The sequence below is a fragment of the Streptomyces sp. GSL17-111 genome (assembly GCF_037911585.1).
Taxonomy (GTDB): Bacteria; Actinomycetota; Actinomycetes; order Streptomycetales; family Streptomycetaceae; genus Streptomyces.
Genome location: NZ_JBAJNS010000001.1, coordinates 992,779 through 1,008,884 on the forward strand (window position 1 = coordinate 992,779; position 16,106 = coordinate 1,008,884).

The window sequence follows — 16,106 nt, forward strand, 5'->3', positions numbered from 1 at the left end:
TGAAGTTCCCTGCCGGGCGGGGTGGACGGCGCCCTGTCGGCGCCGGGGTCCACAATGGTCCGCGTCAGTGCCAGCACATCCGCTTCAGCGCCCGGCCGTACCAGCCCGTACGCGGCGGCGCGACCGTACGTTTTGCGAAGGAGCAGCAGCCGCGATGGCCCGCCGCAGCACGAAGACCCCGCCGCCGGAGGATTTCGAGGAGCGCATCCTCGACATCGACGTCGTCGACGAGATGCAGGGCTCCTTCCTGGAGTACGCCTACTCGGTGATCTACTCGCGCGCCCTTCCCGACGCGCGGGACGGGCTGAAGCCGGTTCACCGGCGCATCCTCTACCAGATGCACGAGATGGGGCTCCGCCCGGAGCGCTCGTACGTCAAGTGCGCGCGCGTGGTGGGTGAGGTGATGGGCAAGCTCCACCCACACGGGGACTCCGCCATCTACGACGCGCTCGTGCGCATGGCGCAGCCGTTCTCCATGCGCCTGCCCCTGGTGGACGGCCACGGGAACTTCGGCTCGCTCGGCAACGACGACCCGCCCGCCGCCATGCGGTACACCGAGTGCCGCAGCGCCTCGGCCGCCGGTCTGATGACCGAGTCGATCGACGAGGAGACCGTCGACTTCGCCCCCAACTACGACGGAAGCGAACAGGAGCCGGTCGCCCTGCCGGCCGCCTACCCGAACCTCCTGGTCAACGGGGCGTCCGGCATCGCGGTGGGCATGGCCACCAACATGCCGCCGCACAACCTGAGCGAGATCATCGCGGCGGCGCGGCACCTCATCAAGCATCCGGGCGCGGACCTGGAGACCCTGATGCGGTACGTGCCCGGTCCCGATCTGCCCACGGGTGGACGGATCGTGGGGCTCGACGGCGTCAAGGACGCCTACGCCAAGGGCCGCGGCACCTTCCGCATCCGGGCCACCGCCGAGGTGGAGCAGGTCACGGCACGGCGCAAGGGCCTGATCGTCACGGAACTGCCCTTCACCGTCGGCCCGGAGAAGGTCATCTCCAAGATCAAGGACCTGGTCAACGCCAAGCGGCTGCAGGGCATCGCCGACGTCAAGGACCTCACCGACCGCCAGCACGGGCTGCGGCTCGTCATCGAGATCAAGAACGGCTTCCACCCCGAGGCCGTCCTGGAGCAGCTCTACAAGCTGACGCCGATGGAGGAGTCCTTCGGCATCAACAACGTGGCCCTGGTGGACGGCCAGCCGCTCACGCTCGGGCTGAAGGAGCTGCTGGAGGTCTACGTCGACCACCGGTTCGAGGTCGTACGGCGGCGCAGCGCCTTCCGGCGCGGCAAGCGGCAGGACCGGCTGCACCTCGTGGAGGGTCTGCTCGTCGCGCTCGTCGACATCGACGAGGTCATCGGCATCATCCGGTCGAGTGACAACGCGGCGCAGGCCAAGGAGGGGCTGATCGCGCGCTTCGGCCTCTCGGACGTCCAGACCCAGTACATCCTCGACACGCCGCTGCGCCGCCTCACCCGCTTCGACCGGCTGGAGCTGGAGAGCGAGCGGGACCGGCTGGGGCAGGAGATCGAGGAGCTGACCCGCATCCTGGAGTCCGACGCCGAGCTGCGCAAGCTCGTCTCCACGGAGCTGGCCGCCGTCGCGAAGACGTACGGCACCCCCCGGCGGACCGTCCTGCTGGAGTCGGCCGGTGCGCCCGTGGCCACCGTCCCGCTGGAGGTCGCAGACGACCCGTGCCGCGTGCTGCTCTCCTCCACGGGGCTGCTCGCGCGCACCGCCTCCGTGGACGCCGTCTTCGACCAGGACGCCAAGCGCACCAAGCACGACGTCATCGTCTCCGCCGTCCCCGCGACCGCGCGGGGCGAGGTCGGAGCCGTGACGTCCGCCGGCCGGCTGCTGCGGCTGTCCGTCATCGACCTGCCCCAACTGCCCGCCTCCGCGACCACGCCCAACCTGGCCGGCGGCGCGAAGCTGACGGAGTTCCTGACGCTGGAGGACGGCGAGTCGCTGCTGTGCCTGACGACGCTGGACGAGTCCTCCCCGGGCCTCGCCCTCGGCACCCGGCACGGGGTGGTGAAACGCGTCGTGCCGGACTACCCGGCGAACAAGGACGAGTTGGAGGTCATCTCGCTCCGGGAGGGCGACCGGGTCGTCGGAGCCGTCGAACTGCGCACGGGGGACGAGGACCTGGTGTTCATCACCGACGAGGCCCAACTGCTGCGGTATCCGGCCGGGCAGGTCCGCCCGCAGGGCCGGGCCGCGGGCGGCATGAGCGGCGTCAAACTCGGCGCCGGCGCGCAGGTCATCTCGTTCACCGCCGTCGATCCGGCCGCCGACGCCGTCGTCTTCACGGCGGCGGGGGCGGAGGGCACCTTGGACGACACCCTGGGCACGGCCAAGCTGACGCCCTTCGACCAGTACCCGCGCAAGGGCCGGGCCACCGGCGGCGTCCGCTGCCAGCGGTTCCTGAAGGGCGAGGAACGGCTGGTGCTGGCCTGGGCCGGCCACGCGCCCGCCCGGGCCGCCACGAAGACCGGCGCTCCGGCGGAGCTTCCCGAGATCGATCCGCGCCGGGACGGATCCGGGGTACCGCTGCCCGGCCCCGTCGCGGTGATCGGCGGTCCCGTCTGATCCGAGCCGTCCGGGCCCAGGGCGCCCCCGCCCGGCCCCCGGGCCGGGCGGGGGCGGCCTCAGACGGGTTCTTCGCGGGGCTCGGGTTCGCCGTACGCGGCGGGCTCCTCGGTCTCCGGGGCGCCCTCGTCCGGAGCGTCCACATAGCGCAGGACGCCCCACAGGGCGCTGGGGTCGTCGTCCCCGGGCCCCGGCCCGGCGCAGGCCTCAAGGCCCTGCCGCAGAGCCCGCGTGTCCAGCCCCGAGCCGATCAGGACGAGCTGGGTGCGGCGCGGCTCCCCCGCCGGCCAGGGCTCCGGGAAGAAGCGCAGAAACGCGCCGACCGCGTGGACGGTCCAGCGCTGCCCCGCGCCCTCGCCCCCGAGGTGGACGTGGCCCTTCATCCGGTAGAGCCCGGCCGGGCGCGCGTCGAGGAAGGCGAGGAGGCGGCGCGGGCCGAGCGGCTCCTCGCAGGTGAAGGACAGCGTCTGGTAGGCCTCGTGCAGGTGCGTGTGATCGGCGGCGGCCCGGCCGGGGTGGTCCGGGTGGTCCGGATCCTCGGCGTACAGGTCCTCGAAGGAGAGCTGGCGCACTCCCTCGTCACGGGCGTCGTCCGGGTCGAAGAGGAGCGCGGGGTCGATCCGTCCGTGGGAGGCGGCGACGACGGGCGTGCCGTCGGCCAGCGACGTCAGGGTGGCCAGCAGCCCCTCGCGGTCCCGCGCCGACACGCGGTCGGTCTTGTTCAGCACGACGAGGTCGGCCACGCGCACGTGCCGCTCCAGCTCCGGGTGGCGGCGGCGCACCGCGTCGAACTCGGCGGCGTCCACGACCTCGATTAGCCCGCCGTAGACGATGCGCGGATCGGAGCTGGCCAGGAGCATGCGGATCAGCGTCTGCGGCTCCGCCAGCCCGCTCGCCTCGATGACGATGAGGTCGATACCGGCCGCCGGGCGGGCCAGGGCGTCCAGCACACCGTCCAGGTCCTCGGTGTCCACCGCGCAGCACAGGCAACCGTCGCCGAGCGAGACCATCGAGTCGACCTGTCCGGATACCGTCATCGCGTCGATCTCGATGGAGCCGAAGTCGTTGACGACCGCACCGATGCGAACGCCGCGGCGGTTGCGGAGCAGGTGGTTCAGCAACGTCGTCTTGCCGGAGCCGAGGAAGCCCGCGAGGACGATGACGGGGATGCGACGTGGGGCCACCGGTGCCCTTTCTCGTACGGGACCACGGCACCGACGTCCGACGGCCGGGTCCGGGGGAAACGGCAGCCGATCGTAGCGGAGGTTAGGCTCACCTCTGTGAGAACGTGTGCGATCGCCTCCCGGGAGCGGGCCGAACCGCTCGCGGCCACCGCCGCGACCGCGCGGACCTGGTTGCTCCTGGAGCAGCCGGGGCCGTGGGGGGCTGACGCGCTGACCGCCAGCCGACTGGACCGGAAGGCCGGGCGCGCGCTGGCCGCCGCCGGCGCGGGCACGGGGGTCCGCGTGGCCCTCATCCGGCGCCCCGGACGGCACGCGGATCTCGGTGGCGCTCCGCGGCTGCGCGTGTTCGCCGCCCACACCGTGCCGGGCCGCTCCTGGATACGGACCTGGTGGACCACGGACCCGGCCGCCTGCGCCGGGCTGGACTTCGCGGCGCTCGGGCGCGGCGAGCACGGCGGTGTCGGGGAACCGTACCGGGGCGACCCGCTGGCGCTGGTGTGCACCAACGGACGGCGCGACCGCTGCTGCGCCCTGCTCGGCCGCCCCCTGGCGGACGAGTTGGCGGCCTCCGGCGGCGTCGGCGTCTGGGAGATCACGCATATCGGCGGTCACCGCTTCTCCCCCACCCTGCTGGTGCTGCCGTACGGCTACGCCTACGGCCGCGCGGACGCCCCCTCGGTCAAGGACGTGCTGGCCTCCGTCCGCCGGGGCCGGGTCGTCACCGAGCGCTGCCGGGGGCGCTCCGCCTGGGGGCGTGCGGGGCAGGCCGCGGAGCTGGCCGTGCGCGAACTGACCGGTGAGGACGACGCGGAGGCACTGACGCTCGTGGACCCGGTGGAACCCGGTCCACGGTGGTCCGTCGTCGTGACCCACCGGGACGGGCGCACCTGGCGCGTGGACGGCGTCACGGAGGCGGGCGCCGAGGTCGCCGCGAGCTGCGGAGCCGTGCCCGGCCCCCAGCCCCGGGAACACGTCCTCGCCGTCTCGCGGCTGGGCTGAGGGTCCGGTCAGGGGCTGCGGCGCAGCTCACACCGCGCCCGCCCCGGTCAGCGCCCGCACCTCCGTCTCCGCGTGCCGGTACGGGTCCGGCCGCCCCCGTCCGGAGACGGTGCCGAGCCACCCCGCGAGGAAACCGAGCGGGATCGAGACGATCCCGGGGTTCTGGAGCGGGAACCAGGCGAAGTTCAGGCCCGGGAGAAGGGCGTCCGGGCTGCCCGAGACCACCGGGGAGAGCGTCACCAGGGCGATGGCCGGGAGCAGGCCCCCGTACACCGCCCACAGGGCGCCACGGGTGGTGAAGCGGCGCCAGAAGAGCGTGTAGAGCAGCACCGGCAGGTTGGCCGAGGCGGCCACAGCGAACGCCAGGCCCACGAGGAACGCCACGTTCAGGTTGCGGGCGAGGAGACCGAGCCCGATGGCCAGCGCTCCGATCCCGATGGCCGCCAGCCGCGCCACGGTCACCTCCCCGAGCCGGCGCCGCCCGCGCCGCCGGGCGAGCGAACCGTACAGGTCGTGGGCGATGGCCGCCGAGGAGGCGAGCGTGATGCCCGCGACGACGGCGAGGATCGTGGCGAACGCGATCGCCGCGACGACCGCGAACAGCACCGTGCCGCCGGTCGTGCCCACGCCACCGCCCAGGAACCGGGCGAGGAGCGGCACGGCCGTGTTGCCCGCGGCGTTGTCCGCCCGGACCGTGTCCGGCCCCAGCAGCGCCGCCGCGCCGAAGCCGAGCACGATCGTCATCAGGTAGAAGCCCCCGATGAGACCGACGGCCCACATCACCGAGCGGCGAGCGGCCCGGGCCGTGGGCACCGTGTAGAAGCGGGCGAGGATGTGCGGCAGCCCGGCCGTGCCGAGGACGAGCGCCAGCCCGAGGCTGATGAGGTCGGCTCGGGATACCCAGGACTCCCCGAAGAGCAGCCCCGGGCCCAGGAACGCGTCGCCGTACCCGCTGCGTTCGGCGGCCCCGGTGAGGAGGGAAGCCGGGTCGCCGCCGAAGCGCAGCAGGACGAGGGCGGTCAGGGTGAGGGCACCGCCCATGAGGAGTACGGCCTTGATGATCTGGATCCAGGTGGTGCCCCGCATACCGCCGAAGGCGACGTACACGATCATCAGCGCGCCCACGCCGACGACCGTCCACGTCCGCACGTCGGGTCCGGTGTCGCCGAGGAGCAGGGCCACGAGCGTCCCCGCGCCGACCATCTGGGCCACCAGGTAGAGCAGCGAGACCAGCACCGACGCGGTGCCGGACGCGACCCGGACCGGGCGCTCGCGCAGCCGCGAGACCAGCACGTCGGCGAGGGTGAAGCGTCCGCAGTTCCGCACGAGCTCCGCGACGAGGAAGAGCACGAGGAGCCAGGCCACCAGGAATCCGACCGCGTAGACCATGCCGTCGTACCCGTAGAGCGCGATGAGCCCCGAGATGCCGAGGAAGGACGCGGCGGACATGTAGTCGCCCGCGATGGCGAAACCGTTCTCCACGGGGGAGAACAACCGGCCGCCGGCGTAGAACTCCTCCGGCGTCCCCTGACGGCGGTGGGCCGCCCAGGTCGTGACCGCCAGGGTGACGGCGACGAAGACGGTGACGAGGACGAGTGCGGGCAGGCGGTCGTCGTGCCAGTTCACCGGACGGCCTCCCGGGTGAGCTGCTGCGTCTCCCACCGCAGGTCCAGGGCGGCCCGGTCCCGGCGCAGGCGCGCGTGCCAGGCGTACGCGCACGTCAGCAGGGCCGTCGTGAGGAACTGGCCGAGCCCGGCGAGCAGCCCCACGTTGACCGGGCCACCGCCCACGGGGGTGCTCATCAGCTCGGGCGCGGACGTGGCGGCGACGAGGTAGGCCAGATACCACGCGAGGAACAGCGCCGTGGCGGGGAACACGAAACGCCGGTGCCGACGGCGGACCTCCCGGAAGGCGGCGCTGCGATGGACCGCGACGTACACCGCGGCCCGCGCGTCATCGGCCGGTAGCGGCGCTCCGGGGGCCGCCACGGGCCGCGCCCGGGCCGCCACGGCCCTCCGGTGCCCCTCTCGCGGCCCGGGCGCCCGCCGGGCGCCCGGGGGACCCTCTCGCCGCCCGGGGCCCGGCCATGCACCCTCCGGGCCGCTCACGGGGGCCTGCGGCGGCGCCGGCCGGGACGGATCGGGGCTGCTGGGCGGGAGGGGCTGGGCGTGCCACGGCACGGCGCCGGCCGCCGGCTGCCGCCGCCCCGAGGCCACCGCGTCGTACCAGGGGTCGTCCTCGTACCCGAGGACGCCGCCCGTCCCGCGCCCGTCCGGACCGTCCTGCTGTGTCACCGCACTCTCCTCGCTCCCCCGGGAGACCCAGGATGGCGAGCGGGGCGGCACCCGGGCCGGGGGTTCGGGCGACCTTCACCGTTTCAGGTGACACGAGGCCCGAACCGCGTCGGGGACGGCGGGCGGACAGCACACTGCACGCCGGTCGTCACCGGGCCCCGGTCGTCACACGTCGATGCGGGAGCGGTCCAGCGTGGCGGCCGACGTCGTGATGAACTCCTTGCGCGGCGCGACCTCGTTCCCCATGAGCAGGTCGAACGCCTTCTCCGCCGCCTCCAGGTCGCCGATGTTGATGCGGCGCAGCGTGCGGTGCCGCGGATCCATGGTGGTCTCCGCGAGCTGGTCGGCGTCCATCTCGCCGAGGCCCTTGTAGCGCTGGATGGAGTCCTTGAAGCGGATGTTCTTGCTCTGCAGCTCGAGCAGCGTCTGACGCAGTTCGTTGTCCGAGTACGTGTACCGGTACTTCTCCTGGCCCTTCTTCGGGTTGATCAGCTCGATGCGGTGCAGCGGCGGCACCGCCGAGAAGACCCGGCCCTGCTCGACCATCGGCCGCATGTAGCGCTGGAAGAGCGTCAGCAGCAGGCAGCGGATGTGAGCACCGTCGACGTCGGCGTCCGCCAGGAAGATCACCTTGCCGTACCGGGCCTGGTCGATGTCGAACGTGCGCCCCGACCCGGCTCCTATGACCTGGATGATGGCCCCGCACTCGGCGTTCTTCAGCATGTCGGACACGGAGGACTTCTGGACGTTCAGGATCTTCCCGCGGATGGGCAGCAGGGCCTGGAACTCCGAGTTCCGTGCGAGCTTGGCGGTGCCGAGGGCCGAGTCCCCCTCGACGATGAACAGCTCGCTGCGCTCGACGTCGTCACTGCGGCAGTCCGCGAGCTTCGCGGGCAGGGCCGAGGACTCCAGGGCCGTCTTGCGGCGCTGCGCCTCCTTGTGCTGCCGGGCGGCGATGCGGGTGCGGGCGGCGGCGACGGCCTTCTCCAGCACGGCTCGCGCCTGCTGCTTCGCGTCCCGCTTCCCGGACGTCAGGAAGGCCTTCAGCTCCTTCGCGACGACCTGGCCCACGATCCGCGACGCGGCCGAGGTGCCCAGCACCTCCTTCGTCTGGCCCTCGAACTGCGGTTCGGCCAGCCGGACCGTGACGACGGCGGTGAGGCCCTCCAGGGCGTCGTCCTTGACGATGTCGTCCTCGGCCACGCGCAGCAGCTTCGACGCCCTCAGCACCTCGTTCATCGTGCGGGTGACGGCCCGCTCGAAGCCCGCGACGTGCGTGCCGCCCTTGGGCGTGGCGATGATGTTCACGAACGACCGGACCGTCGTGTCGTACCCGGTGCCCCAGCGCAGGGCGACATCCACACCCAGCTCCCGGGTGACCTCCTTGGGCATCATGTGCCCACGGTCGTCGAGGACCGGCACGGTCTCCTTGAAGGTGCCCTGCCCCTCCAGCCGGACGACGTCGTTCAGCGGCCTGTCCTGCGCCAGGTACTCGCAGAACTCGCTGATCCCGCCGTCGTAGCGGAACACCTCCTCCGTCACCGCGCTGTCGTCTATCCCGCGCTCGTCGCGCACGGTGATCGTCAGCCCGGGCACGAGGAAGGCCGTCTGCCGGGCGCGCGCGTGGAGCGTCTCCAGGGACAGACGGGCGTCCTTGAGGAAGATCTGGCGGTCCGCCCAGTACCGCACGCGGGTGCCGGTCCGGGTCTTGGGGATCTTCTTTCCGGCCAGCAGCCCGCCGGAGGGGTCGAACGGGGCGTCGGGGCCGGACTCGGTGAAGATTCCCGGCACACCGCGCCGGAAGCTGATGGCGTGCGTCTTCCCGCTGCGGTCCACCTCGACGTCCAGCCGGGCGGACAGCGCGTTCACCACGGAGGCGCCCACGCCGTGCAGACCGCCGGAGGCGGCGTACGAGCCGCCGCCGAACTTGCCTCCGGCGTGCAGCTTCGTCATGACGACCTCGACGCCCGAGAGCCCCGTCTTCGGCTCGACGTCCACCGGGATGCCGCGACCGTTGTCGCGCACCTCGACGGAGCCGTCCGCGTGGAGGACGACGTGGATCCGGTCGCAGTGGCCGCCCAGGGCCTCGTCGACCGAGTTGTCGATGATCTCCCAGAGGCAGTGCATCAGGCCCCGGCTGTCGGTGGAGCCGATGTACATGCCGGGTCGTTTCCGTACCGCCTCAAGGCCCTCGAGGACGAGGAGATGCCGCGCGGTGTAGTTGGAACCGTCCCGGTCCGCTCCGGTCAGCAGCGCTGTGGACGACGGCACAGACGTCTCGGCGGTCACGCGGTTCGCTCCTCGCTGAATCCAACTGGGGGTGGCTTGCTTGCCGGTCAGAGGGTACCGAGGCCCAGGAGCCCTGGTGAGCAGCCACCCACGGGTAAACCTATGCTAGAGGAGGATCGCATATGCGTTCGATAACTCGGGAGGGTGACGTGTACATCACGTTCACTTTGAGGCATGAACCATTTAGGCTCCGGGCACGTCCTCCGATACGAACCGGTTGACAACCGGGACCGACGACAGGACAAACCGCATGAGACCCGCAAGCGACCAGTAACCCTGCAATACGGCTCTTTCGCCGCCAACCGGCAACAGCCAACCCCTCGGAAGGAAAAACTTCGGGGCAATGCTCCGGGCGGGAACATTCTCGGGCTGGTTGGATGTTGACCCTGGTACGACAGCTCGTCGAGCTAGAGAAGAGGCGACGTGACTACTGTTCTGACACCCGCGAGCCCGCTGACGGCGGCGGACCGCTGCGACCGTTGCGGCGCCCAGGCATACCTGCGCGTCGTGCTGGTCAGCGGTGGCGAGCTGCTGTTCTGCGCGCACCACGGCCGTAAGTTCGAGCCGGAACTCAAGAAGATCGCCGCCGAGATACAGGACGAGACGGAGCGGCTCACCGCCCCTCCCGCGAACGCGTCCAACGACGAACGCTGACCTGCGGGTCTGACAGCCCCGGCCCCGACCCAGTCGTCGGGAGGCCGGGTGCTGCGGACAAGAGCGATGCGCCGGCCCTACGCCGGACAACGGCGGGCGGCCACCCCACCACGGGGTGGCCGCCCGCCGTCCTTTCTTACGCCCCACCACCGGACTGCGCGATCAGGTCCCGCACGGACCCCACCCGGGTGTAGACCCCAGGCAGATCGCGTTCACCGCAGCCGACCCCCCAGGAGACCAGGCCCACCAGCCGCCCACGGGCCACCAGAGGCCCCCCACTGTCGCCCTGGCAGGCGTCCGGACCGCCTTGCGGGAGACCTGCGCAGACCATGCTCTCCGGCTGGTACGTGCCCGCAGGGCCCCCCGGATAGGCATCGGCGCAGCGGGCGTCCTCCAGGACGCTCACCCGGGCCTTCCGCAGGGTGGTGGCGTAGCTGCCGTCGCCCCGCACGTCCCCCCAACCGAACACACCGGCCGAGGTGCCGGGCGCATACGCCGGGTCCTCCTTCTCCGCCATGGGGAGCACGGTCCCGGCTGGCAACGGACTCGCCAGTGTGAGCACCGCGAGGTCACCGCCGTTCGTACGGCTGTCCCACGCCGGGTTGACCCAGACGCGCGCCACCTCGATCTCCCGCCCCTCGTCCGTCCGCAGGTCGGTCCGGCCGACGACCACCCGCAGGTCGTCCACACGTGACACGTCGGTGCCCAGGACCTCCGAGCTGAAGCAGTGCGCCGCCGTGGCCACGGTGCTCCGGCTCACGAGCACGCCACCGCAGAACTGACCCGATCTGCCGCTGCCGAAGTACTCCCGGCTCGCCACGGCGACCACCCAGGGGTGGTCCTCGGCGGTCACTTCACTGCCGCCGATCACTCGGGCGGCGGCGGTGGCGGACGGCGGCCCCACCGCCGCCAGGTGACCGAGGGGCAGGGCGAGCGCGAGGGCGCCGAGCAGCAGGCGCGGAAAGTTTCTCATACGGCTTCCTGACTCTACGCAGTCAGGGCGTCACCGCAGGAGTAACCCGATCGGCGTTTCGCGGCACTCCCGGCCCGGTTCCGGACGCGCCGAGGGCCGACACCCGGGGAAGGGTGCCGGCCCTCGGCGGAGAACGCTCGTCAGTCCAGGTAGTCCCGAAGGACCTGCGAGCGGGACGGGTGCCGCAGCTTGGACATCGTCTTGGACTCGATCTGACGGATGCGCTCGCGCGTCACGCCGTAGACCTTGCCGATCTCGTCCAGCGTCTTGGGCTGGCCGTCGGTGAGACCGAAACGCATCGACACGACGCCCGCCTCACGCTCGCTGAGCGTGTCGAGCACCGAGTGCAGCTGTTCCTGCAGGAGCGTGAAGCTGACGGCGTCGGCGGGCACGACGGCCTCGGAGTCCTCGATGAGGTCACCGAACTCGCTGTCGCCGTCCTCGCCCAGCGGCGTGTGCAGGGAGATCGGCTCACGCCCGTACTTCTGAACCTCGACGACCTTCTCGGGCGTCATGTCCAGCTCCTTGGCCAGCTCCTCCGGCGTGGGCTCGCGGCCCAGGTCCTGGAGCATCTGGCGCTGGACGCGCGCCAGCTTGTTGATGACCTCGACCATGTGCACCGGAATGCGGATGGTGCGGGCCTGGTCGGCCATGGCGCGGGTGATCGCCTGCCGGATCCACCACGTGGCGTACGTCGAGAACTTGTACCCCTTGGTGTAGTCGAACTTCTCGACCGCACGGATCAGACCGAGGTTCCCCTCCTGGATCAGGTCCAGGAACAGCATGCCGCGGCCCGTGTAGCGCTTGGCGAGGGACACCACGAGGCGGAGGTTGGCCTCCAGGAGGTGGTTCTTGGCCCGACGGCCGTCCTCCGCGATGATCTCCAGCTCGCGCTTGAGCTTGGGTGCCAGCTTGTCGGAGTTCGCCAGCTTGTCCTCGGCGAACAGACCAGCCTCGATGCGCTTGGCCAGTTCCACCTCCTGCTCGGCGTTGAGCAGCGGGACCTTGCCGATCTGCTTGAGGTAGTCCTTGACCGGGTCGGCGGTCGCACCGGCGGCGGCGACCTGCTGGGCAGGGGCGTCGTCCTCGTCCTCGTCGGACAGCACGAAGCCCTCGCCGCTCTCGCCCTCCTTGGGCTCGGCGGCGTCCTCGGGACCGCCCTTGCCGCGCTTCGCGGTGGGCTCCTCCACGTTCTCCTCGTCGCCTTCGAGGAGCTCGTCGACGACGGACTTCTTGGCCGCCGTCTTCTTGGCGGCCGTCTTCTTGGCCGCGGTCTTCTTCGCCGTCGCCTTCTTGGCGACGGCCTTCTTGGCGACGGCCTTCTTGGCGGGCCCGTCCTCCGCGACCTCGGCCGCGGGCTCGTCGGTCACAGGGGGGTCCGCGGGCTCCGCGGCGGCGGGGGGCGGAGCGGGGGCGGCCTTCTTGGCAGGGCTCTTGGGTGCCGCCGGTTTGGCGGCGGCACGCCGGGCCGGTGCCTTCGCTGCGGCGCTCTTGCGGGTGCGCTTGGGCGCCTCGGCGGCACTCACCATCAGCGTCACACCCTCCTCGTCGAGGATCTGGTTGAGGCTGCGCAGGACGTTCTTCCACTGGGTTGGCGGAATCTGGTCAGCCTCGAAGGCCCGACGCACGTCGTCGCCGGCGATCTGCCCCTCAGTCTTTCCCCGCTCGATGAGCGCCATCACAGACTCGGACTCGGCGATCTCCGCGGGGAGCGTACGGGATGTGCTGGCCGACACGAACAACCTCTCGGAACGATGGGAACGGCTACGACCCCGCCCACAGGGGGCCGAGCCGAGGGACGCCGGCGGGGATGAACCGGCTGCCCGGGCGGGCAGTGCAGGGAGGAGGTACAACGCCGATGTCGTGAGCGCTGTTCCCGCTGTGGCCACTACCTCTTGAACCATCGCGCTGCCCGCGCAAAGCGTTACGCCCGTTCCGCGTGTCGCGAGTCACAGAGCTTATCGGGACATACAAGAGCATATGAGGAGTAACGGCCGGTGAGGTGCGGGCCGACGGTTACCCGCCGACGCTCGGAGGGCGCAACGGGGTGCCCGTCGGCGCGGCCGGGGGCACGTCGACCGACAGCCGTCGCCGGACTCCGCCGTGCGGGGCCCGGCGACGCAGAGGCGCGACGGTTCGCGGACGTCCTCAGTGCTCCCGCGGCGCGGGCACGACGTGCCCGTCCCCCGCCGCAGCGCCCGCCGTCTCGGGGTGCACGGCGAGAAGCTCGCGCATGGCCGCCTCGGCCGCCGCGGGCTCACCCGCGTCCAGGGCGTCAGCGATCCGCTGGTGCTGGGTGATCGCGGACTCCGTGGGACGCTCACAGCCCGTCGCCGGTCCGCCGGAGACGTGCAGCGCCGCGCAGACGATGCCCGAGAGGTGCTCCAGCATGCGGTTGCCGGCCGCCTGGAGCAGGAGCGTGTGGAACTCGGTGTCGGCCCGGGAGAAGGTCAGCGCGTCCCCCTGGGCGAGGGCGCGCCCCATGATCTCCACCATGTCCGCGAGGCGCTGCTGGAGTTCGTCCCGTCCGTGACCGACGGCGAGACGGGCGGCGAGCGGCTCGATCGCCCAGCGCAGCTCCCGGAGCTCACGGCGCTGGTCGTCGCGCTGGGGGCCGAAGGCCCGCCACTCGATGATGTCGGGGTCGAGCAGGTTCCAGTCACTCACGGGACGGACGCGGGTGCCGACGTTCGGCCTGGCGCTGACGAGCCCCTTGGCCTCCAGGACCCGCAGCGACTCCCGGACCACCGTGCGGGACACCTCGAACCGCTGACCGATCTCCTCGGGGACGAGCGGCCGGTCCGCGCCGAGATCCCCGGAGACGATCATCTGGCCGAGCTGCTGGACCAGCTGGCCGTGCAGGCCGCGCCCGCGACTGCCGGCCGTCCGGCGTCCCGCCCGGGCCATGTCGGCGTCGCCCCCGTCCCAGGCGGGAACGCTCGTGGTCGCCCGGGGAACACCGGTGGACTCGGCGTACGAGTAGCGGTCCAGCTCGACTCGGGCCGAGTCGGCGGTACGGGAGGAGGTCATCGTGGAGTGCGCAAGGGTAGTCACGCATCCTTTGTCGGCCGCTCACCCGACCGGCTTGAGGGCTTTGGTGAAAAGCACACGAAAGGGTGATCGTCGGCCTGTTCCCGATTGACGTCGGCCGAGGAGCACCGCGACAGAGCCGTTCGTCGCAGGTCAGAGCGGTGCGGCAGGCTTTTCTCAGCGGAGCCTCCCGTACAGGGTGGTGCAGGCGTAGGCGCAGAACAGTGCGATGAGGGAAATCGCGAGCGCGCTGCTCATCGGCTGCGACACCAGGTGCGCGGCGGCAGGGGCCCAGGCGTCCGCGCCGCCCGGCCAGCGCACGAGGAAGAGCGGCTCGACGCGCTGCGCGAGAGCGGTGAGACCGCCGGCGTCCTCCTGGGTCAGGACGTGCCGGACCGCGGGAGCCAGCGCCACCGGCACCGCGAACACGGCGGCGAGCCCGAGCACGGTGGAACGCAGGACCGCGGCAGCCAGTGCGCCGGCCCAGGCGCAGCCCACCGCCAGCGCGGCGGCCGCGATGAGCCCTGGGAGCCAGTGCCGGGGCAGGTCGAGAAGGCCGGTCCCGTAGCAGAGGGTCAACGCCACGGCGTTGAGGAGGACGGTTCCGAGGGTGAGCAGGAGCGCCACAGCGGCGGCGACGAGGAGTTTCGCGACGAGCATGCCCAGCCGACGCGGCACCGGGGCATGGGCCGGTGCGAGTGCGGGATAGCGGAACTCGTGGCCGAAGGACAGGGCGCCGAGCAGCCCGGCCGCCGCCGCCACGAACGGCAGCGGCAGTACGGACGGCCAGCCCGCGAGCGCTCGCACGGCATGCCCCTCGGCCCCGCGCCCGAGCACGAGGGCTGCGGCGAGCCCGGCCGCGAGGGCCGCGACGCACAGCAGCCAGGTGCCCCGCACGCCGGCCAGCCGCCGCAGCTCGTAGCGCAGGGGCCGGGAAGGGCCGGCGGAGGCGACGGCCGGCAGCCGTGGCCACGCGGCCGTCCCGTCGGTACCGGTGTCCCCTGCCGGAGCACCCTTCGGTGAGCGGCGCGGGGTCGAGCGCTGCGCTCGGGCGGTCGGCGCGCCGCTCCGGCCGTCCGCACGGTCCAGCGGCGGCGCGGAGCCCGCAGCGGTGTCGCCGACCTCCTCGGCAAGCCGGTGCACGAGGATTCCGTGCCGGTACGCGGTCTCGCCGACGACGGCGCAGGTGCTGCCGTACACGGAGATCCTCCCGCCGCTCTCCTCCACGATCTCGACGGGCTGCGCCACCTCCCCCCGGACCCGCACACCCTGAGGACCGGCTCGTCCGTCGACGGAAGCGGGCCGAGCGGGCGTGAAGAGCTCTCCCCGCTCGGCGCTGCGCACCTCCTGGGCGAGGACGGCGGCCAGCCGACGGGCGTGCGGCGACGCCACCACGACGCGTGGACGCAGCCGGGTCCGGGCGAAGTCCGCCGACTCCTGGTCCGCCATGAGGCGACCGCCGTCCACGGTCACGATCCGATCGGCCAGCCGGGCCGCCTCCTTCGGGTCCCGCGTGGTCGTGAGCACGAGGCCGCCCTGATCGGCGAAACCACGCAGCAGGTTGTACAGCCAGGCCGCTTCCCGCGCCGTCAGGCCCTGGGCGGGATCGTCGAGGACGAGGGTGTGCGGGTCGCCGAGCAGGGCGGCCGCAAGCCCGAGCCGACGGTCCATCCCGAGGGAGAAGGCTGCGAGCCGCTGATCGGCGAGCCCGCTGAGCCCGACGACGTCCAGAAGCTCGTCGGCCCGCTCGACAGGCACCCCCACCGCCGAGCTCAGCATGCGCAGGTGGCCACGGGCCGTGCGTCCGGGGTGGCCCGGCACGTCGCCGAGCAGCACTCCCACCTCACGGGCGGGCTGCGGCAGCTGATGCAGGGCACGCCCCCGGAAGAGGGCCACCCCGCGACCGCCCTGCAACTGGAGCATGAGCCGCAGCGCCGTCGACTTGCCGGCCCGCGTAGGTCCGAGGAGGGCCGTGATGCGACCGGGTCGGGCCTCGAAGGTGAGGTCGTCGACGGCCGGCGGCCGCCCACGGCGGGGATCGCTGGTGAGCCCGATCGCCTGAATCATCGCTTCTCCCGCTG

Annotated in this window: 11 protein-coding genes; 3 read left to right on the plus strand and 8 right to left on the minus strand. The window is 72.2% G+C overall.

The annotated features are described in order from the left end of the window. Window positions 1-154: 154 nt before the first annotated feature. The gene (locus V6D49_RS04145) at window positions 155-2,602 is read left to right on the plus strand and encodes a DNA gyrase/topoisomerase IV subunit A (protein WP_340557202.1); all 2,448 of its coding nucleotides are present in this window, start codon (window positions 155-157) and stop codon (window positions 2,600-2,602) included. A gap of 59 nt (window positions 2,603-2,661) precedes the next feature. Here the strand turns inward: V6D49_RS04145 and V6D49_RS04150 are convergent, their stop codons facing one another. Then, window positions 2,662-3,786 (minus strand): CobW family GTP-binding protein, encoded by a 1,125-nt coding sequence (locus tag V6D49_RS04150; protein WP_340557204.1) that lies wholly within the window; start codon window positions 3,784-3,786, stop codon window positions 2,662-2,664. Window positions 3,787-3,882: 96 nt separating this feature from the next. On the opposite strand from V6D49_RS04150, the gene V6D49_RS04155 reads away from it, so the two are divergent. Next, window positions 3,883-4,785, plus strand: coding sequence for a sucrase ferredoxin (locus tag V6D49_RS04155; protein WP_340557206.1), 903 nt, complete (start codon window positions 3,883-3,885; stop codon window positions 4,783-4,785). A gap of 27 nt (window positions 4,786-4,812) precedes the next feature. Here the strand turns inward: V6D49_RS04155 and V6D49_RS04160 are convergent, their stop codons facing one another. The 3 genes from V6D49_RS04160 to V6D49_RS04170 form a co-directional block, all read right to left on the minus strand. Continuing rightward, the gene (locus tag V6D49_RS04160; protein ID WP_340557208.1) at window positions 4,813-6,411 is read right to left on the minus strand and encodes a solute symporter family protein; all 1,599 of its coding nucleotides are present in this window, start codon (window positions 6,409-6,411) and stop codon (window positions 4,813-4,815) included. Beyond that, the gene (locus tag V6D49_RS26180; RefSeq protein ID WP_445330616.1) at window positions 6,408-6,794 is read right to left on the minus strand and encodes a DUF485 domain-containing protein; all 387 of its coding nucleotides are present in this window, start codon (window positions 6,792-6,794) and stop codon (window positions 6,408-6,410) included. Before V6D49_RS26180 ends, V6D49_RS04160 begins: the two co-directional genes overlap by 4 nt. A 450-nt stretch (window positions 6,795-7,244) precedes the next feature. Further along, window positions 7,245-9,368, minus strand: a complete 2,124-nt coding sequence (locus tag V6D49_RS04170; protein WP_340557211.1) for a DNA gyrase/topoisomerase IV subunit B — start codon at window positions 9,366-9,368, stop codon at window positions 7,245-7,247. 423 nt (window positions 9,369-9,791) lie between these two features. On the opposite strand from V6D49_RS04170, the gene V6D49_RS04175 reads away from it, so the two are divergent. Next, window positions 9,792-10,022 (plus strand): DUF7455 domain-containing protein, encoded by a 231-nt coding sequence (locus tag V6D49_RS04175; RefSeq protein WP_340557212.1) that lies wholly within the window; start codon window positions 9,792-9,794, stop codon window positions 10,020-10,022. Window positions 10,023-10,158: 136 nt separating this feature from the next. On the opposite strand, the gene V6D49_RS04180 is transcribed toward V6D49_RS04175, so the two are convergent. The 4 genes from V6D49_RS04180 to V6D49_RS04195 form a co-directional block, all read right to left on the minus strand. Continuing rightward, window positions 10,159-10,995, minus strand: a complete 837-nt coding sequence (locus V6D49_RS04180) for a S1 family peptidase (RefSeq protein ID WP_340557214.1) — start codon at window positions 10,993-10,995, stop codon at window positions 10,159-10,161. A 140-nt stretch (window positions 10,996-11,135) separates the two neighbouring features. Beyond that, window positions 11,136-12,731 (minus strand): RNA polymerase sigma factor, encoded by a 1,596-nt coding sequence (locus tag V6D49_RS04185; RefSeq protein ID WP_340557216.1) that lies wholly within the window; start codon window positions 12,729-12,731, stop codon window positions 11,136-11,138. A 412-nt stretch (window positions 12,732-13,143) separates the two neighbouring features. Beyond that, complete coding sequence (locus tag V6D49_RS04190) at window positions 13,144-14,025, minus strand: FadR/GntR family transcriptional regulator (RefSeq protein ID WP_340557218.1); 882 nt, start codon at window positions 14,023-14,025, stop codon at window positions 13,144-13,146. 177 nt (window positions 14,026-14,202) lie between these two features. Further along, the gene (locus tag V6D49_RS04195) at window positions 14,203-16,092 is read right to left on the minus strand and encodes an ATP-binding cassette domain-containing protein (RefSeq protein WP_340557219.1); all 1,890 of its coding nucleotides are present in this window, start codon (window positions 16,090-16,092) and stop codon (window positions 14,203-14,205) included. Between the last annotated feature and the right edge of the window lie 14 nt (window positions 16,093-16,106).

Bases quoted from the DNA above. Each gene is read 5' to 3' on its own strand.
- V6D49_RS04145 (WP_340557202.1), top strand. From the start codon at position 155: ATGGCCCGCCGCAGCACGAAGACCCCGCCGCCGGAGGATTTCGAGGAG.
- V6D49_RS04180 (WP_340557214.1), bottom strand. From the start codon at position 10,995: ATGAGAAACTTTCCGCGCCTGCTGCTCGGCGCCCTCGCGCTCGCCCTG.
- V6D49_RS04190 (WP_340557218.1), bottom strand. From the start codon at position 14,025: ATGACCTCCTCCCGTACCGCCGACTCGGCCCGAGTCGAGCTGGACCGC.
- V6D49_RS04195 (WP_340557219.1), bottom strand. From the start codon at position 16,092: ATGATTCAGGCGATCGGGCTCACCAGCGATCCCCGCCGTGGGCGGCCG.